A 23,780-nucleotide genomic window follows, 5' to 3' on the forward strand; every position below is an offset into this window, starting at 1 on the left:
CTCACTAAATCACTGCCTCACAATCGATATTACACACTTTTTGTTTTCAATCTTAAACAAACCAATAACATAACATTTGTCACAATTTAATATGACTGTCATATTATTTGCATAGCCTATTTCACGAGCACAATCGGCAACAACCGGCAACAACCGGCAACAACAACTACAACCACAACTACAACTACAACAACCATAAAAAGAGTACGATTATGATTCAGTCACCTGAAGGCAGCATCATCGACATACTATGCTCATTGGACGAGACACTTAGTAGCAACTCTATTGTGATGCGTCAATCTGAGTACAATCAATACTTGATTCATCAAGCCACCCTTAAAATTCTTGATTGGCTAAAAACCAAGTTAAAACTATCCATACAACTTCATTTAGAGGCCATTGAGTCAATAGATGAACAAAATATTCGGTTTACTTTAACTTGTCATGATTTTGCCCAAACATTATTTTTTAAAATTAAAGCCAGTCAAAATGGCCAGCTTAAATTTTCAAGTAATGTGGATTTCAATTCAGATATCTATGTTCAAGAACTCCCGCAACAAACCGTCGTAGCCTAAATACAGCCTAAATACGACACGCATAAAAAAGCCATTGGATGGCGGTTTATTTTTCTCACCTATAGATTCACCAAATCAAAACCGATATTCTGTCTTTATTTTTGAAACAACTAATTTGGATTTTTTATATGCGTAAATTTGGTTTGGCAATTGTTTGCTTAATTTGGCCATTATTTTTAATTGCCAATGAAATCATCACCCTACCAGACGGATCGATTTACGAAGGTCAAATTCAAGATGGGTTGTTATCAGGCGAAGGTAGATTAATTTACACCGACCAGACCTATTACGAAGGCGAATTTAAACAGGGCGTTTTTGAAGGTTATGGAAAACTTACCAAACAAAACGATTTTATTTATGAAGGCGATTTTTCCAATGGGCAATACAATGGACAAGGTAAATATTATAACGAACAAGTAAGCTATGAAGGACACTTTGAAAATAACGTATTTACAGGTAAAGGCATCCATATCGATTACGATGGAATAATATATTCTGGAACATTTACAAAATGGACATTAAACGATCAAGGCAGTATGCAAGACAAAAGCGGCAATAAATGGACAGGAATATTTAAAAATAACGAAATACAAAAAGGTGAATACATTGGAATTGATGGCACACATTATATTGGTGATTTTTCTTATGCTAGATTCAACGGATTAGGTACTTTAACCTATCCAAATGGCGATCAATATATTGGTCAGTTTTCTTGGGGCTCACCCTCAGGAAAAGGTCAATTGACCAAATCACTTGAAGATGGCACGAAAGAAATTCTAAAAGGTATTTGGCAAGAAGGGGAATTTAAAGGTGACCCAACATCCAATGAATATTTAAAATCTAATCGCGATCGCGAACAATACCTATACAACCAAACTGAATTATTAAATGCGCAATTTGATTCATTAACTCAGCACGATACTCAACAAATTGATTATTACTCATTAACTGCTGCAATGTATGGCGGGCAATCAGTGTTTGCCAGTGAAGTATCGATCATCAATCAAACACTCAATCAATATAAAATACAAGACAACCAACAAATTACACTTATGAATAGCATGGACAATCTAGATATTCCTTGGGCAACCCATCATGCAATTAAACTCAGCCTTGAACAAATCCAAAATAAAATCGATGTGACTCAAGATGTTTTATTAATGTATTTAACCAGCCATGGTAATGCCGATATTGGCATTGCATTAGATATTCATGGAATGAACATCGGGAATATCAGTCCGACTATGTTGTCCGACAGCCTAAATTCAACCAAAATTAAATGGCGAGTCATCATCATTAGTGCCTGCTATTCAGGTGTATTCATTGATAAATTAAAAAATAAAAACAGTATTATTATCACTGCAGCGGATTCGACACACACTTCTTTTGGTTGCTCCAATGATTTAGACATGACGTATTTTGGACAGGCATATTTTCAAGATGCATTTAAATCACTTGATTTTATTGACACGTTTAACAGAGCAAAATTATTAGTTAAGGAACGTGAAGAAGCTCAAGGCTATGAATTTTCAAATCCGCAAATTTTTGTAGGTGATAATATTAGAGCACATTTAAATTTAACAACAGAAATAAAAGACATCAAAGAAAAGGAAACTATATTGAATCAATTAAAAAAACTATTTTTAGATATTAAAGATAAAAACACAACTTCAGACAATTCACAGAACACAAAATAGGAATCCTATATGAGCATCAACATCACGATACAAACCACGATTCACTCCAACATCCAAACAGTTTGGTCGGCTTGGACAACTCCAGAAGATATCAACCAATGGAATTTTGCATCAATTGAATGGTGCAATCCAAAAAGCACGAACGATTTGATCGTTGGTGGTCGATTTAATTATCGCATGGAAGCAAAAGATGCCAGCATGGGATTTGATTTTGAGGGCACTTATACCAATATTATTTATAACGAGTTGATTGAATATAAACTAGATGACAATCGATTAGTAAAAGTTGAATTTATTATAGAAGGTGACCAAGTAATCGTAAAAGAGTCATTTGATTGCGAAGACGAAAACACGGCAGAACAACAAAAAATGGGCTGGCAGTGCATTCTAGATAATTTCAAAAAACATGTAGAAAGCAAATAAAAAAATAAAGGAACCAACTTATATTTGGCTCCTTTTTAATCCGTTGCGGCTACAAAATTTTCATTACCTTCAAACACTTTAATGGCATAAATCACATCACAGCTAATGCACTCAACCCAATATACCTGACTGTCTGTTTGATAAATTCCCGTGAAATTATATTCATCAGTCAAGCCATCAAGCTCAATCACTTTAAACGCAACCACATCCAACTGATGGTTTAACACCAATAAATATTTTACCCACTGACCCGATTCGTATTGTGCATAACCTGTATGATATTGCTCATTTAAACCATCGTAATTGTAATCACCCTCTACTTGAAAGAACACATCGTTTTCTTCTAACGCCAGACATTCTTCAAACTCAAAACCCGACCACACATCACAACTTAATGGGTAGATAGCCGCTAACGATTCATCAATGTGTTTTATATCAATGTTATTTATTGTAAATTGCGGATTTGACAACGCAGAATTCATTTGAATTTCATTAAAACCTGTCGCGTAATTTTTTTGCATCACTAATAATAAAACCAACATGACTGTAGTTGAAATTATTATTCTAATGTTACGGGGGTTAGATGTACTCATGTCTCTCACTCTTTTTGCTAATCATTTTGATAAGATTCATTATGATTAATCATTGTAAAAAATCGGTGAAAACTTAGTAAAAAGTCTTTCAAGATGTTTTTTATATCATTACATGAAAAGAAAGTTTGTAAATTGTTGTATCCGTCATTGTTTTTGGCGATAAAGTTGCTATAACTACACGCTGAAATTTCAATAAAAAATAAGTAACTTATGGCATCAATATTTTGGGTCGAAGATCAGTTTCATTGGATCAACAAAATTTTACCAATTTTACAAGCGCATCAATTTGATGACTCCCCAACCATTGTGGATTGCCATAAATCTGCACAGGCAGCCTGTCAAAAAATTAAAATAATGACCGACGATCAACGTCCAAGCCTTGCACTGCTTGATGCGAACATGCACGGCAATGACCATGCTGGTTTTAGTGTGTCACGTGCTTTAAAAGACAAATGGCCCGATTTACCGATCGTGTATTTTTCAGAACACTCAGGCACCGACATCGAAATGCAAGCACTGGAACAGGGCGATAGCCGAGACTTTATTGCCAAACATCAGAATAATATTGAACAGGTTTTATGCTGGCGAATAAAGGCAGTCATACGCCAACATCAACTTGCAGGCTCAACAAACAACAAAAGCACCTCACAAAAAAATGACGATTTTATTATTAATGGCGACTTAAAAATGGATTTAGCCACATGGCAGGTTTACTTTCGTAACCAAACGTTAATGAATCCAGCAAACACTAAACGCCCGTTAGCCCCTACTCCACGAAAAATTTTACGTGAATTATTACAATCCAGCCCAAGACCTATCTCAACAATTGATATGGCCCAACGCATTGATGCAGATGTGGAAAAGTTTTCCTACGCAAGTTATCGTCAACATATTAAAATTCTCAGACACTCTATTGAATTGATTGCACAATCAACGGATCCGAAATTCTCATTTTTAGAATTATGCAAACAGGGTAAAGGTATTGCTGCAGTGGGCGACGAAGGTGCATATCGTTGGAAATCCATTGATTAATATAATTTATTTGAGTAATTAAAATGACAAATCTAATTCAGCCATTGCGTTTTCCATATTTAAGTTTGATGGGTATATTTCTTATTATTCTTTCGTCCATTTATGATCATGCATTTATTTCAATTTATATTGCGCCCTATATATTGTCACGCATAACACAACAACTAGAATATGCCTGTCTTACATTAGGATTATTGATTTGTTTTTGGTCATTTATTCGCTTTCAACGCTTGGCACGTTTGCAAAAATCTAACATCCAGAATCTACTGATAGAAAACAACCAAATTAAAAAACAAAATAAATCCTTAAACAAAAAAGCATTTACTTATTCAACTCATGCCGATAAGTTAAAATATTTTATCAGTGAAAAACTATTAGAATTCATTGAGTACGACGAAAAATATCTGCATTTCAAGTCCATTGCATCGGAAGTTAGGCACAATGGCGTCATCAGTTACGACAAAGTAAAAACATTTATTCAAACACTGCAAACCCAATTAAAAATATTAAATAAAAACAACCCTGCCGTAGATATTTCTGCCATCAAACAATCAAGCGATGACGCAATGGCGTCAATGAAATACTTATGGGATTTGTTAGATTTAGCTACTACAGACAATATTGCTCTGCATATTAGTGATTATTTATGTGAATGCGAAGAACACTACATTCAGCATTCCTTAAATGCACAAGAGGTTCAATCAAAAGATTTTTATTATCAACCTAAATTCGCATTACTTTCCTATTTAAGTACACTTACTGAATCTTCCGAACAATATCGCAATATATTAAAAAGCAAAAAGAAAACCACAACTTTAATTAATGATCAATTTTATTTAATAATTCATCAATGTGAAGAATTATTAGGCAACCCAAATCATTTTATTTTACTTATTGAAAATATCATTAAAAATGCTCAATTCTTTTTACAAAAATCAAAATTCAAACAAAAAACCGATAAAATTGTTATCGAACTGGGTCAAGAAAACAGCCACTTATTTTTAAACATTTACAATCGTGGCCCCAATATCAAAGACGACAATAAATCAGAAATTTTTAAGCTGGGGTTTTCAACTCGAAAAGTAAAAGAGAATCACGGAAAAGGATTAGGATTATTTTTTAGCCATGAAATTGTCAGCGGATACGAAGGGAAAATACGCGCAGAGAATATTAAAAATCCGAATCAAGAATACAAATTAGATATCACTTTCGATGATGAAAGTGTCGAATACATTCAGATTCAACATAATGCGAATGGTGAAACTCTTACTTTAAACACCAAAGAATCGCATCCGCATACAAGCATCACCAATCGAAATTGCAAAAGTGAATTCAACCAAACCATAAAAAAAATCAAAATCTGTCACAGCTATTCAAAGAAAACCCATGAAATTATACTTAAAGAGATCAATAGCATTAATTTTGTTGATAACTTTTCTCAAATGGCACAATTTTGCATAGATGTTCAAAATAAAAAACGTAAAAGTGAATTAAAATGGACAATGCTTGATATCTCAGGCGTGCAATTTCAAATTCGCTTACCATTAGCAAGTGCGCGAATGGACGAATTTGACGAAACCGATATGGCGCTTGATGATGAATTTGAATCCCTTGACCAAAAATTCAATCAAGATTTAGAGTAATTACTCACTCAAATTGGATTCTGGGATTGCTTTCATGCCACAACAATTTAAAACATAGCCATTATTACTTACAAAATAATGAAGTTTTGCACAAATTAAATTTTATTAAGGCGATATAAAATCCATCATCTAAATAGAATCCATCATCTAAATAAAATCCATCATCTAACATTATTCTAATAGAATTCCAGCAATACAAAAAATACAACCTATACTAAAACTCATATAGAAGCACTCTGCATGCCACGGGCGTTTGAAACGAATTACAATAAAGTTTCTCGTGCATGGCTGCTAATTTATAGGGCCTAATTATCAATTTGTATGAATATTCCTACGATTCTCTCCAAATTTTTTGACTTTAAAGACACGCGAGACAAACCCGCTGTCAGCTTTAATGACGAATTACATTATCAATCCAGACGATTTTTAATGGTTCCGTCATTTTTGTCGTTTATTTGGCTTTTTTTCATCCCAATCGATCAAGCCTTATACCCTCAATTTCCGATTTTTATTTGGATTCGTGCCGGCCTTACACTACTTGGTATCATTTTATTAGCACTTACATTCATCGATTGGGTTGAAGGTAAGTACCAATATTTAGTCGCCCCAATTGCAATATATCTCGCTTTTGGCTCTGCCACTATTACAGGCCTTACAGGTTGCGATCCTACCTATTTAACAGGTTTTATTCTTGTTATTTGCTTAATTCCACTGATCCCAATAAAAAGAAAATACGGCCTTCTAATATTATTTGGCAGTTCAAGCTGGTGTTTAACTTTATCGTTTATCAATGGATTTAGCCCGCACGATGCCGCAAGTCGCTACAGCTTAAACGACATATTCGCCGCGCTTACAATATTATCTATATTTATATGGATACAAGATAAATACCGATATCAAATTTGGTTTAATAATACTCACACTAAAAACATCGCCCAAGAAAGTGTCGACTCGGCACAAGAACAAGTCGAAGCAAAAAGTCGATTTTTAGCCACCATGAGTCACGAAATTCGCACCCCTATGAACGGGGTAATTGGTATGGTCGAATTACTAAAAAATACCGATCTTGCTCCAAACCAGCGCCAATATGTGGATATAATTAACAATTCTGGTAAGGCACTACTAAATATTATTAGCGATATTTTAGATTATTCAAAAATTGAAGCAGGCAAATTAGATCTTGAAGAAATTGATATGGACATTGATGCATTATGTTTAGATGTCGTGTCATTGTTTAGTCTAACAGCTAATAAAAAACAACTAGAGCTTTTAATCGATATTGTCCCAGGTACCCCTTTATTTATAAAAAGCGACCCAACTCGGCTACGCCAAATATTATTAAACCTACTTGGTAATGCTTTAAAATTTACAGCCGAGGGCAAAGTTACACTTAGCGTTACTCCTATTGTGGATACATTAGAAACAGGTAAAACCATTTTAAAGTTTTCAATCACCGATACAGGAATTGGCTTAAGTGAAAAGCAAATAGCGCTGTTATTTTCATCGTTTTCACAAGCAGACAATTCCACCACCAGAAAATATGGCGGCACGGGTTTAGGTTTAAGTATTTCGAAATTTTTAGCAGAATTAATGGGCGGGGAAATTGGTGTCGATAGCACATTAGATGAAGGCTCAACATTTTGGTTTACCATTGCATGCGATTTAGCTGACAGTCGTTACATCAAGCAAAATCAAGTCACTGTTAATTTACTTAAAGGCAAACATATTTTAGTAGTTGATGACTCAGTTGAGTTTGTATCGGTTTTGCAAGAACAGTGCAAATCCTGGGGCATGACTGTTGATATTGCATACAGTTACGAACAAGCAATCATTGTTCTAGAATCATTAAGTGAGTCTAAAAAATCATTAGATTTGATTTCAATTGATATGTCCCTTCCTAATCAAAATGGACTGGATCTTTCAAAATGGATGAACCAAGACCCGACAATGAACTCAATTAAACGTGTACTAATCACCGGTTTGACCATGCTGCCTTCACAGGAGGAGTTAACTCTCGCCAAAATTGACCACGTCATTCAAAAGCCCGTAACATCACGCTCGTTAAAAGAAAAGTTTTCATCGTTGTTTGATGAACGATCTGATCAAGATCGAGTAGAAGAAGAAATCAAACAAAATCTGCAAATTGAAAATAAACGTGTACTTGTGGTTGAAGATAATAATGTGAATATCATGGTCATTCGTTCCATGTTAAAAAAACTCAATATGGGATTTAACATTGCTGAAGATGGCGAGATTGCTGTTCGGTTATTTAAAAAAACCCACGAGAACATAGATCTAGTTTTAATGGATTTTGAAATGCCCAATATGGACGGTATTGAAGCGACAAAACAAATTAGACGCTTTGAATTAGAAAATAATTTAACTCCAACACCTATTATTGGGTTAACTGCACATGCGATGAAAGAACATCAAACTCAAGGTATGAAAGCGGGAATGGATGACTATTTAACCAAACCTATTGAGTTAAAAATTCTCAAAGAAGCCGTAGTCAGACGCTTCCCGCCTTTATAGAATTATTCTATTTCTAAAATTGCGTCCATTTCCACTTGTGCACCTTTTGGCAGTTGAGCAACACCAATGGCTGCACGTGCAGGGTAAGGTTGAACAAAATATTCTGCCATCACTTCATTAACTGCTGCAAAATTTGATAAATCCGTTAAGAAAATATTTAATTTAGCCACATCTTGTAATGATCCTCCCGCGGCTTTTGCCACAGCAGATAAGTTTTTAAATACTTGGTGAATGTTTGCTTTGATGTCCCCTTCGACCATTTCCATTGTTTCTGGTACTAATGGAATTTGACCTGACATATAAACAGTGTTGTTAACCTTAACTGCTTGAGAATATGTACCGATTGCTTTTGGTGCATCGTCTGTGTGGATAATTTGCTTAGCCATAGTAGAAATCCTGTAAATTAATATATAATTGAACGTTAAAAACGCGATTATAACCACTAACGAGGCAAGCATGAAACAATTTTGGCTAATGAAATCGGAACCCGACGCATTTAGTTTTGATGATTTACAAGCAAAGGGTAAACAAGGCGAACCTTGGGATGGAGTAAGAAATTACCAAGCGCGCAATCATATGCAAAATATGAAAAAAAATGATCTTGTATTGTTTTATCACTCAAGCACCAAACCCGCTGGTGTGGTGGGCATCGCTAAAGTGATAAAAGAATCGTATCCAGACTTTACGGCTTTAGAGCCTGAATCTAAATATTTTGATCCAAAAAGTGATCCTGAAAACCCGCGTTGGTTTATGGTCGATATCGTGTTTCAAAAACATATAAAGCGCTTAGTCACTCTAAAAGAAATTAAAGCAAACCCTGCATTAAGTGAAATGCAACTGGTCACCCATTCACGTTTAAGCATCAATCAAGTTACCGAACAGCAATGGGACGAAATTATAAAAATGAGCGAGTTAAGCTGATGCAGTTTACTCCTGACTTTTTCAACGAAGCATTATTAAAAAATATCCTAAAAAAAGGATACCAAAAACCCAGCGACATTCAAAAAAAAGTCTTCACACCCATTCTCAATAAACAAGACATCGCCGCCAGTGCACAAACAGGCACAGGTAAAACGGCAGCGTTTGTCTTACCCATATTACAATCCATGCTAACCAACTACAGCGATGCCGATTTAACAAAATTTACAACCATAAATGTTGTAGTGCTAACTCCTACACGAGAATTAGCTTTACAAGTATTTGAACAATTTGATTTTTTTGCAAAAGACTTAGAAATCATCAAACCCGCACTTGTGATTGGTGGAGAAAAAATAGACAGTCAAATTTTAAAAATTAATCAAGGGGTGAATATTATTGTGGCAACACTTGGTCGATTAATTGATTTACAACAACAAGCACAGGTTGATTTAACCGGTGTACACACATTAGTATTAGATGAAGCCGACCGAATGTTAGATTTGGGTTTTGAAGATGAGCTAGCATCGATCTTGCAGTTTTTACCGCAAACCAAACAAACGTTATTGTTTTCGGCGACTTACCCTGAAAGCGTTAAAAAAGTAGTGGCTGAGTTTTTAAATAACCCCGTTTATTTGTCATCAAGTAAACAAAATACAGCCAATAAAAATATCAAACAATGGCTGTATGAAATCGACAAAAAAAATAAACCCGCAGCTATCATGAAAATTATTGAAGAATATAACCAACAACAATCAATCGTATTTTGTAAAACAAAACAAACCGTCGATGATTTAGATATGCAGCTGCGCGAAAATGGATTTCATAGCCGTGCGATTCACAGTGACAAACCCCAACACATTCGCAACAGCGCAATGACACAATTTAAAAACCGAGACATTCAAGTATTAATAGCCACGGACATTGCAGCACGCGGTTTAGACATCAAACAACTACCAATAGTAATTAATTATGATTTTCCGTTTGTGGCTGAAGATTATATTCACAGAATAGGCAGAACAGGACGAGCAGGTGAAAAAGGCATGGCGATATCCTTAGCAAGTGCAGAACAATATAACGAACTGATTGCCATTGAGTATTTACTTAAACACGTCATCCAGCGCGACACACTAGAAGGGTTAGAACCCATACATAATATGCCAAATTCTTTTTTACAAAAACCGAAAGAAAAACAAATAAGAAAGAAAAAAGCCAAGATCAAAATAAAACAAAATAATAGAACATCAAATCACAGTAAAGCACCTGACAAAAAATCAACAGGATTAGAATTAAAGCCAAGAAAGAAACGTCGTCTTCAATAAAATCAGCCATTATAAAAGAAATAATATTTTACGTAACAAGAAAACAAAAAGTAAAGTATTTTTATATTGTGCTAAATCATAAATTTTAATTTATTATCCAGGAGTCAAATCCATTTTTATTAAAACTTATAATCAAAGTCCACAAAAAATAAAAGTCCACAAAAAAGTTGAATTTGGCCCTAGCCCAATATTAGACATATTAATTTTTTAAAATAGGTATCTACATGCTCCCCATACATATCGACAGAGAATTAAAACTAAAATTAATTGAAATAGGATTCACCGATTTAAAGCTAAATCAAATCAATATATTTGTTGCCATTCTTAATGAGGCAAGTCACAAAGTATGCAAAAGATTAAATATGAAAAATATAGGAAACATTAAAAACGCTGAAATCGTAAATGGACAAATGCTTGATCACACTAAATACAGCCTAATGAATAAATAAAGGAAACCCCATGAAAAATTTGAGCGAACAAATAAACTGGCAAAAACAATTCGAAAACAGAAAATGGAAACGAATCACTCAATCAATTGAACTTGCATTACTGACTTTAATGACATTTACAGTAATAGGAGTCATTTTTATTTATGGTAATGGCACTAAATTTCAACCGGTGTTTATCGGATTTTCTATCGTGCTAGCTTGCTCTACTGCCTGCTTAATTCCGTTATTTTTTAAAGGGTATACTTTTAATAGATGGCAAGTATTTGTGATCACTTTAGGCTTGGGTTGTGGTGCAGCAATCACCGCGCTTGCCGCACTTTTAATGTTAGAGTTACAGTTGCTGACGGGTTAAATATTACCCTTTATCACCATCCACTCTTGGCGAAAACAAGACAGGAAAATAAACAACAACAAAAGATCCAAACGCTAGCGCCCATAATACACAAGCAATTAAAATCAACATTTGATAAGACTCAATTATCATTGGCATAAACACTCGCACAATTAATGCTAAAACCATCAACATCAAAGCGAAACTCATTGCATAATTTACCTGCATAATTCTTCCAGTATGACCTAATGACACCCTTGAAATCATCGCTAAAATCATTAAACCCATACCACCTACGGTAATAGCGTGAATCCCTAACGACGCACCAGTAATTGAACCTAACTTTGCTAACCCCAGCATGACTAAACCAATACAAATTGACCAATAACTTAAATGTAACGACCAAACCAAAGGTGTTTTAAGTGTCACCCAAATTTTCCAACGCAACGCTCTTATAAAATTTATAACACCAGCAATTAACAAAACAGCCGCTTCAACATAAATATGTAAAGGCAGAATTTGTGCGACTACTAAAACACTTAGCACAACTGAAATAATGGATAATTTTTCTAACCAACCAATAGCCGGTAATCTTTCAGTTTTTGTACCACTTGAGGTAAACATTGGAAACACACGTCCACCCATAATGCACATAATCAATGTCACCATTAAAACCATAATATGACTGATTGATATAAACGAAATATCCAATACACCTTTAGCCGCCAAATGCATTAATAAATTCAATACACCCATTAAACATAAAACAGGCACAAAAAATAAATTGCGCCATTTTTTAGCTTTAATAACAGGGTTTGCTAAATAATAAGCAGCCAATGGCAAATACAAAACATCAAGGGCGATAATTAAATTTTCAGGTATAAAAACTGGAAATGCATTAAATACACGTGCCAACAACCAAACCATTACAAGTGCAAAAAGTGTTTTACCTTTTACACTGGATACTCCAGTCCAAGTTTGAACCGCCGTCAATAAAAACCCTGTAATAATCGCCACCACAAAACCAAACAACATCTCGTGAACATGCCAAAAATACGCGCCACCCATAGGAGAAAATTGAATATAACCAGTAAGGGTTAAACCCCAAACTAAAATACTAAATACACTAAACAATGCACCTAGCCAAAACAACGGGCGAAATGCCATACGTAAAAAAGCAATGGGTTGATTGTCGTCCTCTGTTGTTTTAATGTGACCACTTGGTGAAATTATCATACCTACCTCTCTTATCTTAAAATTTTAAATATAAAATTATGGAAATAACAATATCGATTTCAACTCGTTTGAGCGCTTACCTTTTATTAAATCGGCCAAAGTATGTTGATCTAAACTTTCAAAAAAACAGGCCTTCGCTTTAGCTAATATATTTTTTAGTTCGCAAGCAGGTGTAATCACACAGTGGTTATTGTCACCTAAACACTCTACTAATGTTGAATCTTGCTCGGTCATTCTGACCACTTCGCCAATATTAATTAACTTCGCCGCTTTGCCCAATTTAAGCCCGCCATTTTTACCACGAGTTGCTCTTATGTAACCCTTGGCACTTAACTCTTGCACAACCTTCATTAAATGGTTTTTAGAAATGCTGTAACTGTCTGCTACCTCTTTAATGGTAACGGGAGCTTCAGACGTTTCTTTACTTTTTAAAGCTAAGTAAATCAAAATACGCAAAGAGTAATCAGTGAAACGCTTTATGTTCATGTTTGGGCCAAATATTTAAAGATGCATACAGTTTACATCTTTAAAGTGAAAACTCATAATCTTTATTTTAAATATGCACGGCACATTATATTAAACGGATATTTACCCTCATGAAGAAACATCCCTTTAAACCTCTAGACATGCCTTATAGTGTTGGCACATCCAATACTGGTGATTTTTAAGAAGAGTAACCTCATGTAAAAATCCACTTTGTCATATAATCCAATAATATGAACGCTGGACATCACCAAGATTAACGATTGCATAGAAGTAGCGTCAGGACATTCAAATTTTGTATTTAACTAACTAAACAATATCGAGCATTTCAAAAGTAGACGAGCCCGAACTGGCACTACGTCCCCTCCCCACTAACTATCTACCAATATTTTAGATATTAAATCATATACTTTTCGGACCCGTAAATTAGTACGCAATTCCTGATGACATACCAACCAAACAGGCAATGTCATTATTGGGCCTTGATCATTTAATATCCTTACTAAACTTGGCTCAAATTTTTCTGCATATTCTGACAAAAAAATCACACCTAAATCTTGTTTACATAATTGAATTTGCATCGGCTGAAATTCGGTCACTATTTGTACGTTTTTTTGTGACAACAACCAGCCTTGTTGATTTAAAATATCGATCATTCTTTTGTCTTTTTCAAAACCAATAATTTGAATGTCGTTTAAATCACTTATATGATCAATACTTTTAAAGGAAGACAAATACGTCTGTGTGCCCACTAACCATATATTTTCCTCTCCCAATTTTTTTGCAATTAATTCTGGTTGCGACGGCCTAAAATTACGAATCGCAATATCCGCTTCACGTCGATTTAAATCACTGGGGTTATTAGTCACCACTACTTCAATATCAATACCTGGATAATCTTCTTTTACTTTTTTAATCACTTTAGGTAATCGATAAACCGCATCTAGGTGCCCTGCTGATATGGTCACTAACCCTTCAAGTTGTTGCGAATGTCCTGCCGCTGTTAAAGAGAATTTCTCAGCGGCACTGGCCATTTGTTTGGCATGCAACAACAGCTCTTGTCCACTTTGGGTTAATACTAATCGTTGCCCACCACGCTCAAACAATGTGACGCCTAAGTCTTTTTCAAGGGCGGCAACCTGCCTGCTTAATGTGGGTTGTGCCATGTTTAATGCTTTAGCAGCAGCTGAGAACGAGCCTTCTTCGGCGGTGATTAAAAACCCTCTTGTGCGATTCCAGTCAAAGGCAACGGATGCCCAGCCTATACTTTTTTGCATACCTATTATGTCTTTTTCGTCAATTTCCATATCAATTTAGCATAGCTATACTCATTTCATACAATTTAATGAGTCGAATCGACAAAGGTAACCAACATGAAAGCATTAGTACTTGGCGCATCAGGCGCAACTGGACACAAATTAGTCGAACAATTATTGAATCAAAACACCCAAGTAAAGGTAATTGTGCGCCCAAGTAGCGTACTGCCACAAAGCATCAGCGCGCACCCTCAACTTGAAATCATACGCGGTGAGTTTTTATCATTTAGTGATCACCAAATACAAACATTAGTACAAGACTGCCAAATCATTGCATCATGTTTGGGTCACAACTTAACCTTAAAAGGCATGTTTGGTAATCCAAGAGCACTGGTCACAAACACAATTAAACGATTATGCGAAGCTGTCGCACTCAATCAACCCAACTCGCCAGTTAAATTAGTATTAATGTCATCCACAGGCGTGCGCAATAAATTAAATTTAGAAACGGTTTCCACCACTCACAATATATTAATTCACCTATTACGCTGGTTATTGCCACCACATAAAGATAACGAACAAGCCACCGCTTATTTACAAAATACAGTCAGTAAATCTAATCCATTTATAGACTGGGTAGCCGTCAGACCCGACGCATTGATTGTGTCTGACCAAGTCAGTGAATATAAAATTGAAGCCAAACCCACACGAGATGCGTTATTTAATGCTGGCGAAATTAGCCGAATTAATGTGGCGCACTTTATGGCGTCACTGGTAATGGACAGTGATTTATGGACGCGATGGAAATACAAGACGCCTGTGATTTACGCTAAAACAAATTAATAAAATGGCGATTCCTTTCGCCATTTTTTTATTTCAAGCATTCAACAAAAAAAGCATTAAAGTCTTTTAATACATTATCTTTATTTAAATCAGAGCTTTTATATTCACTTAATCGATTAAGCTGTTTTTCAATGAATTGGTTGATTTCTAATACAGCAGGAATCGACTCTTTTTCTAAACTTAGCTTTTTTCTGGCAACTAACTTATTAATTTCAATCGTAAGTTTCGATTGCTCTGGTAGTATTTCAAGCAATGTATCAAATTCAATAGGCGCAGGCTGTTTATATTTCTCTAGCCACATAATTGAAAGCAATGGTCTCAAAACATAAAAGTATTTTTTAAGTGGCACCAAATCTTGCTTTAGGTAACTTCTATAATTTGTATTCGCCATACTTCTGTAATGAAATATACCTTTATCAATACAATACGAATGAGATAATAACGCCCTGGCTTTGTTTGAAAACACCTCATCATCTACATAAACGATTGGCGAATGCAACCACTCAACAATTGTCGGGTTTGATCGATACAATAATTGTAATGCTTTTCGTATTTCCCAACCATTAATATCAACTTCGTCTACTATTTCGTATTCAATCACATCACGCTTACTTTCCAAATCAATTGACAGATACCAATCTTTTTTATGCACATAAATAAAACGAACATCATAATCACTATTGGGAGATTCAAATCCCCAAGCACGCGATCCTGATTCAACTGCATAGAGTACCTTTACATCAAACTCACTCTCTGCTTTTTTGATTCGTCGCATTATTTCTTTTTTTATATTATCTTCTATCATGACTACTCCAACTGTCTATTGTTCATTATGGAATTTAAATTCGTTCCATTTTACTACTTTCATATAGTTCAATTATTCTCAAGCCTCTTTAAAGCGAATTGACCTCGCTCATAAACAGGTTTTGATTTATCTTTAGCAAATTTTTCAGCCATTTCAATTGCTACACCATCTAATTTATCAATTTCTTTAATTAAGAATTCAGCAGCCACTCTACGAACAATGCTAGAGCGATCGTTTGAGGCTGAATTTAAAATATTTTCAAATGAATACTCTAATTCAACCACTCTTTGATCATAAAAAGTTTCAAATTTGAAAGTACGTAAACTAAGACTTAACCACTTCTTTTCTTTTCTATTTACCCACAATACGTTTTTCTGCAGTAATATACGATAAACCATAGATCTTAAACTTGGTTGAATAGAATTTTGTGAAATTTCAATTAAATACTTATCAAATCCACTTCGTTTTAAGATATTCAACAATATTTTAGATTGAGGTCCAGATTCGGATGCTATGATTTGATTTCTCATCTCAATTTTAATTAAATCAATGGACAATAATTGATATAAAACATCAGTATCAACTGGTTTCATTCTCTGCCAAGAATTTACATCTCTAAATGCAAGCATTAATGCTTTAACAATCAACTCAGGGTCGGTTTTAAATCCAATTTCGATTATCTTTTCTCTGGCCACTATCCTCACATTTTCAACCCAGTCATTGAGCCTTCTAAGTAACAATATAAAGAAAAACCCACTTGGTGCAGGTGAATCCAGTTTTTTTATTGCAGCCTCTCTAACGTGCCCATTATAACTAACGATTTCAATCCAATTAATTAAATTCATTTCTGTATTATTTAATCTATTGAAAACAACCCCAGATTTCGGTGGTACGCCCGAGCATAAAAACCTTCGTCGTGCAGATTATGTACAATGGAAAGCATTAAATAATGAGAAAGCATTACCTGAAGATCAATGGAGTAAGAAGTATGATGTAGCGGTGAATCAGGCTAATAAATCGCATCAAGCTGTAGAGGTATTTGCTAATAACAATGGGTTTACTAAAGCGAATGGTTGGACTAAAGAGCATACTTTTACGCTTAAAGGCAAAGATGTAAAAGGTATGGATGCGGATCAAGTGACTGACCGTCGTTTGGATTTGTATAATGAAAAAACAAATACTGGGTACGAACATAAACGAGGTGATCAATATTTAACAGCTGAAAACAAGTCTGAAATTTTAAGAGATGCGCAATTAATGAAAGATAACAAAGATTTAAATATAAAATGGCAATTTGATAAACATGCATCTAAACCATTGCAAGACTTCTTAAGACAACATAATATCCAATTCAATATTGGAATGTAATAAAGGTAACAAATGTATAAATTTACTAATCAAATAGACTTCGCCGAGTGGCGAAGTCAAGTTGAAAATAAAGCTCTGCTTTTTGTTGAAAAATTTGAAACATTGATAGATGAATCTGCGGAACAAACATTATTGAATATTGGAAAATGGTTGTTAAATACTTATCCAGAAATGATTGATTTAGAAAATGACACTGAAACTTGGGATTTATTGGTTTGTTTCGTTGGAGAAACATTTCGTAAAAGTTTGAATGGTGTCTGGGTTTGTGAAGATGAAGATGAAAGAAGCATTTATTATGGAAAACCAGTAGTTGTATTTGGTGCGAATGTTGTTTTGGAGGAAATTAAGTATTTTTATAATATTACTCATATTTTTACGATGATGATAGATAGGCAGCAAAGTGACAGAATTAAAGTTCATTACTTAGAATTTATTGAAGATATGACTAACGATGGTGCTTTATGAGCTACGAAACATTTATATTAGTTAACGAGCAAACGGAACCTAAAATAAAAAGTTTTCTTGAAGAGTTAGATTTTGAAAATGAAAATTTAGCTATTTTTGATTGCGATGGTTTTAAGTTTAAATTTCAAATTCATACGGCTGATTCAGTTCTTGAAGAATCGATCAAAATGATTGCTGGTAGCTCAATTAAAATTGAAAATTTCCAACCTTCAAAAACACGAATTGAATTATCGGGTGATCGAGATGATGAAGAAATGGATTATTTTGATCAGTTTTTAGATTTATCAGGTTTTTTTGAAGAACAAGAAGGTTGCTTAGTTTTTCAATTAGGGAATGGTAAGTTTACTTTTGAAGATTAAATGAAACCAAAAAACCACGGGGTCAGAGCCGAATGGCAGAACCACCAGGGTCAGGTCGTACGCCGTTACCGGCAATATATCTAGCGGGTTAAAGTCCCGTCTTAGAAAAAACCACCGGGGTCAGGTTTAGATTCTTGACAACCTTTTGAAGTTTACTAGGCTGATGCTAGTCATTTAATGTTGGCCTTTTTTATGTCTGATATTTAATTAAAAAATAAAACAATCTACAAAAGCGCAAGAGTAAACCACGGGGGGGCAGGTCTAGATTCTTGACAACCTTCTGAAGTTTACTAGGCTGATGTTATTCATTTAATGTTGGCCTTTTTTATGTCTGATATTTAATTAAAGAACCACCGGGGTCACCCATTAGAAAAACCCCGGCTTATTAAGACAGGCACACAAAGGGTTATTGTTTCTAGATGAAGTAGGTGAGCTAGGTTTAGATGAACAAGCCATGTTATTAAAAGCTATTGAAGAAAAAGAATTCATGCCCTTTGGTTCAGACCACACCATAAAAAGTGATTTTCAATTAATAGCAGGCACCAATAAAAATCTTTCACAGCAAGCTAACTCTGGTGAGTTTCGTGGAGATTTATTAGCCCGTATTGATTTATGGACTTATCAGTTACCCTCACTTAAAGATCGTATCGAAGACATTGAAGCGAACATTGATTTTGAATTAAACGCCATTCAAAATAAGAAAAAGACATTAATAAAATTCAACAAAAGTGCACGGGCTTTATATTTAGAATTTTCAAAATCAAGCCAAGCCACTTGGAAAAATAATTTTAGAGATTTAAATGCAAGCATCACTCGCATGACAATATTGTGTGATGGTGGACGCATTAACGACGAAATTACACTAGATAAAATCGAACGTTTAAAAAATAAATGGAACGCACATAACAGCCAAACAAATACTATCGACTTGGAAGACTATCTATCTTGCGAAGCGATAGACAATCTTGATTATTTTGATCAAGCACAACTTAGAACCATTATTGAAACGTGCTTAGACTCAAAGAGCATGGCCGATGCAGGACGAAAACTATTTGCAGTCAGCAGACTTAAAAAAACCACAACCAATGACTCTCATCGCGTAAAAGTGCTACTGAGTAAATTTGGGATTACTTCGATGCAATTGTTTTAACAATAATATATAGAAATGAAATTATAAAATATTTAATACAATTATTACAACGCGAAAAATAAAATCATTCAACAACACCCCAAATATCTAGCATTAACAGGTAACCATTATTATCAAAAGATTTAAGTTGATCTCTGTTATAGGGAAAATAATCATTCGTAACAAAAAAAGATTCCGATGTTTCTGCAAAATACTCAAATTCATTTGCAATGGCGTAAGCCTTTTCGAGCACGCCATTTCGATCCACCTCTTCATATATTCCACTGTCCCGCGCCAAATTAAATGCTGATAATATTTTCGCATTATCATCACCCAAATATTGATGCTGATACGCATGCGCTAATTCGTGTAACAGCATAAAAGGCTGATCTTTTGTCCATTCTATAAACGTATTAAAGGTATGAATCTCAATTCCTTTGGCCTTGTCCGGGTTAAGATTATTATTGATAAGCCATTGAGCTGATTTGTGATACTCAACATTTGCTATGTTATAAACTTCACTTTCATCTGTAATCCAAATAATGACATTTTGTTTAAGAAAATCGATTTCACTTTTTGGAAGCACATCCACAACCACTGCTAACCTTTCATGCAAAAGTGAAACGCCTGAATAATATTCAGAATTATCCATTAACGATTCCGTAATTTTTATAGTAAAACCCTGTACGTTTATTGTGGAATATGTAATTTCTATTTCATATTCAAGCGCACCACTGGCTTGACTCTCCTTACAACCACACAAAAAAATCAATATTATAAATGGTAATAATCTTAAATATTTATGTATATGATGAATCATTTTTAGCCTTTATTTATAAAATATTAAATTGATTACATAGTAAAGTAAAAATAAATTAAGTACACAACAACCCCTAATAAACCACCCCACTTAACCAACTGTCACGATAAACTCAACGTTAGCCATTGCAATATCAGTCAAAACCCTTTAACCTAGTTTTTCTTTTCTCCTCCAAGGCAATATATAAACATGATGTAATGATTACTCGTTAAATTTTTATCCAAACCTTTTTGGCTTTTATTAATTTAATGCAGGTAGTCTCGCAAATGCGTTTTCATGTTTCGATGTTTTGTCTTAATCAATGATTTTTGATTTATAAAAAACATTTCTACGCAATTTGACTCCTGCTTACTATTTGGAGTGCTTATGCCTAATACAACACAAAATACTCAATCTACCATTCACAACCAACCGATTATTGAATTTAATAATATTGATTTAACCCTACCTGATCAGCGTCAATTGTTTAAAAATTTATCGTTAAGTTTTACGCATCAAACTCAAGGTTTGATAGGACGAAACGGCACGGGAAAATCGGTATTCACTCAATTGATACAAAATTTTTCACTTGCCTGTTTAACTTATGACATTAAAGGTAATGTGAATTGTCATGTAGACAATATTGGTTTTTTCCAACAAAAATCCAACCTCTCGCCACCAGACAAAATAAAAATTGACGATTCAAAAAACCAAACCATTGCTGATTTCTTAGAAATCACCCCTGTAATTGATGCTTTAAATAAAATTGAATTAGGTGATGCCGATGAAGCCCTATTTCAAATTATAAATGACCAATGGACAATTAAAGCGGAAATTGAAACCAAACTTGAGCGCGCACATTTACCTGCAGATGTGGACTTTTTAGTCCAAAATTTAAGTGGCGGCCAAAAGACAAAACTAACGATATTAAAATTATTCAATAGTAATTTTGAATTTTTGGTTTTAGATGAACCCAGCAACCATTTAGACATTAAGGGTAAACAATGGTTATTAGAATTAATCCAACAATTTAAATTTGGTATATTACTGATCAGCCATGATCGTGAATTATTACGAGCCGTTGATTGTATTTACCAATTAACCTCAAATGGTATTGAACTTTTTGGAGGGAATTATGATTTTTATTTTGAACAAAATCAAATCCAACTAAACGCACTTAATCATCAAGTAAATCACATTCAAAAAGAAATTAAACTTCAAAATAAAAATCAACAGAAACAACTCGAACAAGCAGAGCAGTCGCAAAAAACAGGCATTAAAAATAAACATTCAAGAAGCCATAGCAAAATAGCATACGACACAAAAAAAGAAAGCGCACAAAGCACTAATCGCCAACGCACCAAACAAACCGATTTATTAAATGACGATTTAAAAACTAAATTAGATGATGCCAAACAACAAATCAGCCGCTACGACACTCAAGCATTAGTACTAGATCAACAAAACACCAATGGTAAACAGGTTTTATTTATTGAAGATTTAATCCTGCCTTATGTTAATAAAACCGTTAATCTTTCACTTAACAACAATGAAAAATTATTAATATCAGGAGAAAACGGTTCAGGTAAATCCACATTATTATCACTTATTTATAACAGCAATAAATATGAGCACATTCACTGCAACAAAAAAGTCGTTACCCTTGATCAACATTATTCGCTTCTTGATCAAAATTTAAATGCATTAGATAACCTATCAATATGGTTAACCGAACATAGTCATGACAACTTACGAACGTTATTAGCCAACATTGGCTTAAGACGAGATCGCGTATTTTTACCCTGTCATGCACTAAGCGGAGGTGAGCAATTAAAGTTAGCTTGGCTTTGTGTATCGACACAAACCGATTGTTTATTATTATTAGATGAACCTGACAATCATTTAGATATTGAAAGTAAAATATTGTTGCAAAATTGCTTAAAAGAATACAACTCTTGTTTTATTCTGGTGAGCCATGATGAAGAGTTTGTTAATGCGGTTGGAATTACTAAAATAATAAATCTGTAAATATAATTACGAGAGTGCCTAAAATTTAAAAAATTTAAGCACTCGATTAATTAAAATTCTTTCATATAAATACTTACTTAGGACAAATATCCGTTTTATGAAATGACAAATAAAGTGCCAATTGGGAGCCGTCTCTACATTGCACCCCATAAAACACCTCACTCATTTGAGATCTTGCAAACGAACTTGAGCGCCATTGTCCACTTCTTCCAACAGCAAACCAATCTCCATCTACATTTCTAACGTCAATATTTCCATAACGTGCATTACTTGCCGTACCGTAATTTACTTTTGCTAAATCATCTTCATAAGTAATTTGATGCACATCGATAAAAGCAGTTAATTGTTTTTCGCGTAATGTCTTATTAGTTTCAAACTGAACTGTTTTGCCTGCAACTATATATGGACATTGCTCTTGGGTGAAAGAATTAATTCTAACAATCATCGAATTAACTGTCCCATCTTTATCAGTATACAAACTACTAATGTTTGATAAATTTAATGCCGCCTGATAAATTTTATGCTTTTCTTCATTTAAACAAGCCGCATCCACATTGTTTTTTATTTCATAATTCACTGAAACATCGGCTGTTTTTTCAGGCATTTGAATGGATTGAAAAACAGATGCAGCAGCAGGACTTATTTCTTTTTTAGTTTCAGTGCTATTGCAGGCAAACATCATTATTGCGCTTGCCATCATTATTATTGATCTTGACATGTATATTTCCTTGAAGTGAGCTTTAACTCATGAATAAAAAATTAAGGCCGCATTTTACATAATAAACTCAAAAAAATCATTAATTGATTAACACCATATTTAACTCAACGGTTAATCCATCACACTTTTATTCCATCACACTTTTATTCCATCACACTTTTATTCCATCACACTTTTATTCCATCACACTTTTATTCCATCACACTTTTATTCCATTACACTTTTATTCCATCAAGTAGTTGATCAGGAAGTATTGAGCCGTAGGGTTCGAGAAAAAACAAATTGCAGATCAGACATGACCGGTTCAATTTTGTAAAATTCGTCCAGCTTACGCTGCTATTTATTTCTTACGATACCGGTTTAATCCGTTTATTAATTTTAATTTTTACTGAATGTTTGATCTTTAGCTTAAGTCACTTAATTTTATGCTTGTTATATTTTTATTATTAGAAAACATACAACGTCAATCAAGTTTATTCATTGACTCAATGGTAGCTCAAATTTCGCTGTAAAATCCATTTTACTTTTTTCGGTTTTTAATTCTGAATCGTGTGCGTGTAATATGGTTTGTACGATTTCCAATCCAAATCCTACCGAGTCATAGACACTGGGTAGGGAAATGTTTATAGGGTTGGATTCTAGATTCACATTATTTTTCACAATCACACAGCACTTTTGTTTTTTTACGCTGGCACTAATACGTATTTCATTGTCTTTTGGTGAATATTTAACGGCATTAACTAATAGGTTAATCATCACTTGTTTGATCATTTTGGCAT

25 protein-coding genes and 1 pseudogene are annotated in these 23,780 nt (G+C 34.2%); 16 read left to right on the top strand and 10 right to left on the bottom strand.

Going from position 1 to position 23,780, the window contains the following annotated elements; all coding sequences use genetic code 11:
• Positions 1-212: 212 nt before the first annotated feature.
• From TYM08_RS18940 to TYM08_RS18950, 3 genes are all read left to right on the top strand, one after another.
• Entirely contained in the window at positions 213-575 is a 363-nt protein-coding gene (locus TYM08_RS18940) for a hypothetical protein (protein ID WP_422380716.1), read from the top strand.
• 128 nt (positions 576-703) lie between these two features.
• On the top strand, positions 704-2,272 hold the full coding sequence (locus TYM08_RS18945; protein ID WP_422380717.1) for a C13 family peptidase: 1,569 nt from the start codon (positions 704-706) through the stop codon (positions 2,270-2,272).
• Positions 2,273-2,281: 9 nt separating this feature from the next.
• Positions 2,282-2,695, top strand: coding sequence for an SRPBCC family protein (locus tag TYM08_RS18950; RefSeq protein WP_422380718.1), 414 nt, complete (start codon positions 2,282-2,284; stop codon positions 2,693-2,695).
• A 35-nt stretch (positions 2,696-2,730) separates the two neighbouring features.
• On the opposite strand, the gene TYM08_RS18955 is transcribed toward TYM08_RS18950, so the two are convergent.
• The gene (locus TYM08_RS18955) at positions 2,731-3,288 is read right to left on the bottom strand and encodes a hypothetical protein (RefSeq protein ID WP_422380719.1); all 558 of its coding nucleotides are present in this window, start codon (positions 3,286-3,288) and stop codon (positions 2,731-2,733) included.
• A 210-nt stretch (positions 3,289-3,498) separates the two neighbouring features.
• Here TYM08_RS18955 and TYM08_RS18960 point away from each other — a divergent pair, with 210 nt between their 5' ends.
• The 3 genes from TYM08_RS18960 (at position 3,499) to TYM08_RS18970 (ending at position 8,495) form a co-directional block, all read left to right on the top strand.
• A complete protein-coding gene (locus TYM08_RS18960; RefSeq protein ID WP_422380720.1) occupies positions 3,499-4,320 on the top strand; it encodes a response regulator transcription factor in 822 nt (273 codons plus the stop codon).
• Between the two features lie 23 nt (positions 4,321-4,343).
• Complete coding sequence (locus TYM08_RS18965) at positions 4,344-5,963, top strand: ATP-binding protein (protein WP_422380721.1); 1,620 nt, start codon at positions 4,344-4,346, stop codon at positions 5,961-5,963.
• A gap of 321 nt (positions 5,964-6,284) precedes the next feature.
• Complete coding sequence (locus tag TYM08_RS18970) at positions 6,285-8,495, top strand: response regulator (protein ID WP_422380722.1); 2,211 nt, start codon at positions 6,285-6,287, stop codon at positions 8,493-8,495.
• A gap of 2 nt (positions 8,496-8,497) precedes the next feature.
• Here TYM08_RS18970 and TYM08_RS18975 read toward each other — a convergent pair whose 3' ends face one another.
• Complete coding sequence (locus TYM08_RS18975; RefSeq protein WP_422380723.1) at positions 8,498-8,881, bottom strand: RidA family protein; 384 nt, start codon at positions 8,879-8,881, stop codon at positions 8,498-8,500.
• 70 nt (positions 8,882-8,951) lie between these two features.
• On the opposite strand from TYM08_RS18975, the gene TYM08_RS18980 reads away from it, so the two are divergent.
• From TYM08_RS18980 to TYM08_RS18995, 4 genes are all read left to right on the top strand, one after another.
• Entirely contained in the window at positions 8,952-9,416 is a 465-nt protein-coding gene (locus tag TYM08_RS18980) for an EVE domain-containing protein (RefSeq protein ID WP_422380724.1), read from the top strand.
• The gene (locus TYM08_RS18985) at positions 9,416-10,732 is read left to right on the top strand and encodes a DEAD/DEAH box helicase (RefSeq protein WP_422380725.1); all 1,317 of its coding nucleotides are present in this window, start codon (positions 9,416-9,418) and stop codon (positions 10,730-10,732) included. The genes TYM08_RS18980 and TYM08_RS18985 overlap by 1 nt, the downstream gene beginning before the upstream one ends.
• A 224-nt stretch (positions 10,733-10,956) precedes the next feature.
• A complete protein-coding gene (locus TYM08_RS18990) occupies positions 10,957-11,181 on the top strand; it encodes a GNAT family N-acetyltransferase (protein ID WP_422380726.1) in 225 nt (74 codons plus the stop codon).
• A 10-nt stretch (positions 11,182-11,191) separates the two neighbouring features.
• Positions 11,192-11,533, top strand: a complete 342-nt coding sequence (locus TYM08_RS18995) for a hypothetical protein (protein ID WP_422380727.1) — start codon at positions 11,192-11,194, stop codon at positions 11,531-11,533.
• A gap of 3 nt (positions 11,534-11,536) precedes the next feature.
• Here the strand turns inward: TYM08_RS18995 and TYM08_RS19000 are convergent, their stop codons facing one another.
• The 3 genes from TYM08_RS19000 to TYM08_RS19010 all read right to left on the bottom strand — a co-directional run bounded on the left by TYM08_RS19000 (position 11,537) and on the right by TYM08_RS19010 (position 14,538).
• Complete coding sequence (locus tag TYM08_RS19000) at positions 11,537-12,748, bottom strand: NnrS family protein (RefSeq protein ID WP_422380728.1); 1,212 nt, start codon at positions 12,746-12,748, stop codon at positions 11,537-11,539.
• Positions 12,749-12,784: 36 nt separating this feature from the next.
• The gene (locus TYM08_RS19005) at positions 12,785-13,234 is read right to left on the bottom strand and encodes an RrF2 family transcriptional regulator (protein WP_422380729.1); all 450 of its coding nucleotides are present in this window, start codon (positions 13,232-13,234) and stop codon (positions 12,785-12,787) included.
• A 368-nt stretch (positions 13,235-13,602) separates the two neighbouring features.
• Positions 13,603-14,538: a LysR family transcriptional regulator gene (locus TYM08_RS19010; protein ID WP_422380730.1), complete on the bottom strand. Its 936-nt coding sequence runs from the start codon at positions 14,536-14,538 to the stop codon at positions 13,603-13,605.
• A gap of 66 nt (positions 14,539-14,604) precedes the next feature.
• On the opposite strand from TYM08_RS19010, the gene TYM08_RS19015 reads away from it, so the two are divergent.
• Positions 14,605-15,330, top strand: coding sequence for an NAD(P)-dependent oxidoreductase (locus TYM08_RS19015; RefSeq protein WP_422380731.1), 726 nt, complete (start codon positions 14,605-14,607; stop codon positions 15,328-15,330).
• A 28-nt stretch (positions 15,331-15,358) separates the two neighbouring features.
• On the opposite strand, the gene TYM08_RS19020 is transcribed toward TYM08_RS19015, so the two are convergent.
• A complete protein-coding gene (locus TYM08_RS19020) occupies positions 15,359-16,135 on the bottom strand; it encodes a nucleotidyltransferase domain-containing protein (protein ID WP_422380732.1) in 777 nt (258 codons plus the stop codon).
• Between the two features lie 68 nt (positions 16,136-16,203).
• Positions 16,204-16,980 (bottom strand): hypothetical protein, encoded by a 777-nt coding sequence (locus tag TYM08_RS19025; protein WP_422380733.1) that lies wholly within the window; start codon positions 16,978-16,980, stop codon positions 16,204-16,206.
• Positions 16,981-16,999: 19 nt separating this feature from the next.
• On the opposite strand from TYM08_RS19025, the gene TYM08_RS19030 reads away from it, so the two are divergent.
• The 4 genes and pseudogenes from TYM08_RS19030 to TYM08_RS19045 form a co-directional block, all read left to right on the top strand.
• The gene (locus TYM08_RS19030; RefSeq protein WP_422380734.1) at positions 17,000-17,503 is read left to right on the top strand and encodes a hypothetical protein; all 504 of its coding nucleotides are present in this window, start codon (positions 17,000-17,002) and stop codon (positions 17,501-17,503) included.
• 12 nt (positions 17,504-17,515) lie between these two features.
• Entirely contained in the window at positions 17,516-17,968 is a 453-nt protein-coding gene (locus tag TYM08_RS19035; protein ID WP_422380735.1) for a hypothetical protein, read from the top strand.
• A complete protein-coding gene (locus tag TYM08_RS19040) occupies positions 17,965-18,327 on the top strand; it encodes a hypothetical protein (protein WP_422380736.1) in 363 nt (120 codons plus the stop codon). The genes TYM08_RS19035 and TYM08_RS19040 overlap by 4 nt, the downstream gene beginning before the upstream one ends.
• Before the next feature lie 385 nt (positions 18,328-18,712).
• Positions 18,713-19,477, top strand: a pseudogene (locus TYM08_RS19045) (sigma 54-interacting transcriptional regulator); the annotation flags it as partial.
• Between the two features lie 64 nt (positions 19,478-19,541).
• Here TYM08_RS19045 and TYM08_RS19050 read toward each other — a convergent pair.
• Positions 19,542-20,276, bottom strand: coding sequence for a hypothetical protein (locus TYM08_RS19050; protein WP_422380737.1), 735 nt, complete (start codon positions 20,274-20,276; stop codon positions 19,542-19,544).
• A 366-nt stretch (positions 20,277-20,642) separates the two neighbouring features.
• Between TYM08_RS19050 and TYM08_RS19055 the strand changes: the two genes are divergently transcribed.
• Positions 20,643-22,283, top strand: a complete 1,641-nt coding sequence (locus TYM08_RS19055; protein WP_422380738.1) for an ATP-binding cassette domain-containing protein — start codon at positions 20,643-20,645, stop codon at positions 22,281-22,283.
• A 73-nt stretch (positions 22,284-22,356) separates the two neighbouring features.
• Here the strand turns inward: TYM08_RS19055 and TYM08_RS19060 are convergent, their stop codons facing one another.
• Both TYM08_RS19060 and TYM08_RS19065 read right to left on the bottom strand, forming a co-directional pair.
• Entirely contained in the window at positions 22,357-23,001 is a 645-nt protein-coding gene (locus TYM08_RS19060; protein ID WP_422380739.1) for a hypothetical protein, read from the bottom strand.
• Positions 23,002-23,478: 477 nt separating this feature from the next.
• Positions 23,479-23,772, bottom strand: coding sequence for an ATP-binding protein (locus tag TYM08_RS19065; RefSeq protein WP_422380740.1), 294 nt, complete (start codon positions 23,770-23,772; stop codon positions 23,479-23,481).
• Between the last annotated feature and the right edge of the window lie 8 nt (positions 23,773-23,780).

Origin of the sequence: Marinicellulosiphila megalodicopiae, from assembly GCF_045862395.1 — a bacterium.
GTDB classification, from domain to species: domain Bacteria; phylum Pseudomonadota; class Gammaproteobacteria; order Pseudomonadales; family Natronospirillaceae; genus Marinicellulosiphila; species Marinicellulosiphila megalodicopiae.

Excerpts from the sequence above, each read along its gene's own strand:
- TYM08_RS18940 (WP_422380716.1), top strand. The coding sequence starts at position 213 with ATGATTCAGTCACCTGAAGGCAGCATCATCGACATACTATGCTCATTG.
- TYM08_RS18945 (WP_422380717.1), top strand. The coding sequence starts at position 704 with ATGCGTAAATTTGGTTTGGCAATTGTTTGCTTAATTTGGCCATTATTT.
- TYM08_RS18950 (WP_422380718.1), top strand. The coding sequence starts at position 2,282 with ATGAGCATCAACATCACGATACAAACCACGATTCACTCCAACATCCAA.
- TYM08_RS18955 (WP_422380719.1), bottom strand. The coding sequence starts at position 3,288 with ATGAGTACATCTAACCCCCGTAACATTAGAATAATAATTTCAACTACA.
- TYM08_RS18960 (WP_422380720.1), top strand. The coding sequence starts at position 3,499 with ATGGCATCAATATTTTGGGTCGAAGATCAGTTTCATTGGATCAACAAA.
- TYM08_RS18965 (WP_422380721.1), top strand. The coding sequence starts at position 4,344 with ATGACAAATCTAATTCAGCCATTGCGTTTTCCATATTTAAGTTTGATG.
- TYM08_RS18970 (WP_422380722.1), top strand. The coding sequence starts at position 6,285 with ATGAATATTCCTACGATTCTCTCCAAATTTTTTGACTTTAAAGACACG.
- TYM08_RS18975 (WP_422380723.1), bottom strand. The coding sequence starts at position 8,881 with ATGGCTAAGCAAATTATCCACACAGACGATGCACCAAAAGCAATCGGT.
- TYM08_RS18980 (WP_422380724.1), top strand. The coding sequence starts at position 8,952 with ATGAAACAATTTTGGCTAATGAAATCGGAACCCGACGCATTTAGTTTT.
- TYM08_RS18985 (WP_422380725.1), top strand. The coding sequence starts at position 9,416 with ATGCAGTTTACTCCTGACTTTTTCAACGAAGCATTATTAAAAAATATC.
- TYM08_RS18990 (WP_422380726.1), top strand. The coding sequence starts at position 10,957 with ATGCTCCCCATACATATCGACAGAGAATTAAAACTAAAATTAATTGAA.
- TYM08_RS18995 (WP_422380727.1), top strand. The coding sequence starts at position 11,192 with ATGAAAAATTTGAGCGAACAAATAAACTGGCAAAAACAATTCGAAAAC.
- TYM08_RS19000 (WP_422380728.1), bottom strand. The coding sequence starts at position 12,748 with ATGATAATTTCACCAAGTGGTCACATTAAAACAACAGAGGACGACAAT.
- TYM08_RS19005 (WP_422380729.1), bottom strand. The coding sequence starts at position 13,234 with ATGAACATAAAGCGTTTCACTGATTACTCTTTGCGTATTTTGATTTAC.
- TYM08_RS19010 (WP_422380730.1), bottom strand. The coding sequence starts at position 14,538 with ATGGAAATTGACGAAAAAGACATAATAGGTATGCAAAAAAGTATAGGC.
- TYM08_RS19015 (WP_422380731.1), top strand. The coding sequence starts at position 14,605 with ATGAAAGCATTAGTACTTGGCGCATCAGGCGCAACTGGACACAAATTA.
- TYM08_RS19020 (WP_422380732.1), bottom strand. The coding sequence starts at position 16,135 with ATGATAGAAGATAATATAAAAAAAGAAATAATGCGACGAATCAAAAAA.
- TYM08_RS19025 (WP_422380733.1), bottom strand. The coding sequence starts at position 16,980 with ATGAATTTAATTAATTGGATTGAAATCGTTAGTTATAATGGGCACGTT.
- TYM08_RS19035 (WP_422380735.1), top strand. The coding sequence starts at position 17,516 with ATGTATAAATTTACTAATCAAATAGACTTCGCCGAGTGGCGAAGTCAA.
- TYM08_RS19040 (WP_422380736.1), top strand. The coding sequence starts at position 17,965 with ATGAGCTACGAAACATTTATATTAGTTAACGAGCAAACGGAACCTAAA.
- TYM08_RS19050 (WP_422380737.1), bottom strand. The coding sequence starts at position 20,276 with ATGATTCATCATATACATAAATATTTAAGATTATTACCATTTATAATA.
- TYM08_RS19055 (WP_422380738.1), top strand. The coding sequence starts at position 20,643 with ATGCCTAATACAACACAAAATACTCAATCTACCATTCACAACCAACCG.
- TYM08_RS19060 (WP_422380739.1), bottom strand. The coding sequence starts at position 23,001 with ATGTCAAGATCAATAATAATGATGGCAAGCGCAATAATGATGTTTGCC.
- TYM08_RS19065 (WP_422380740.1), bottom strand. The coding sequence starts at position 23,772 with ATGATCAAACAAGTGATGATTAACCTATTAGTTAATGCCGTTAAATAT.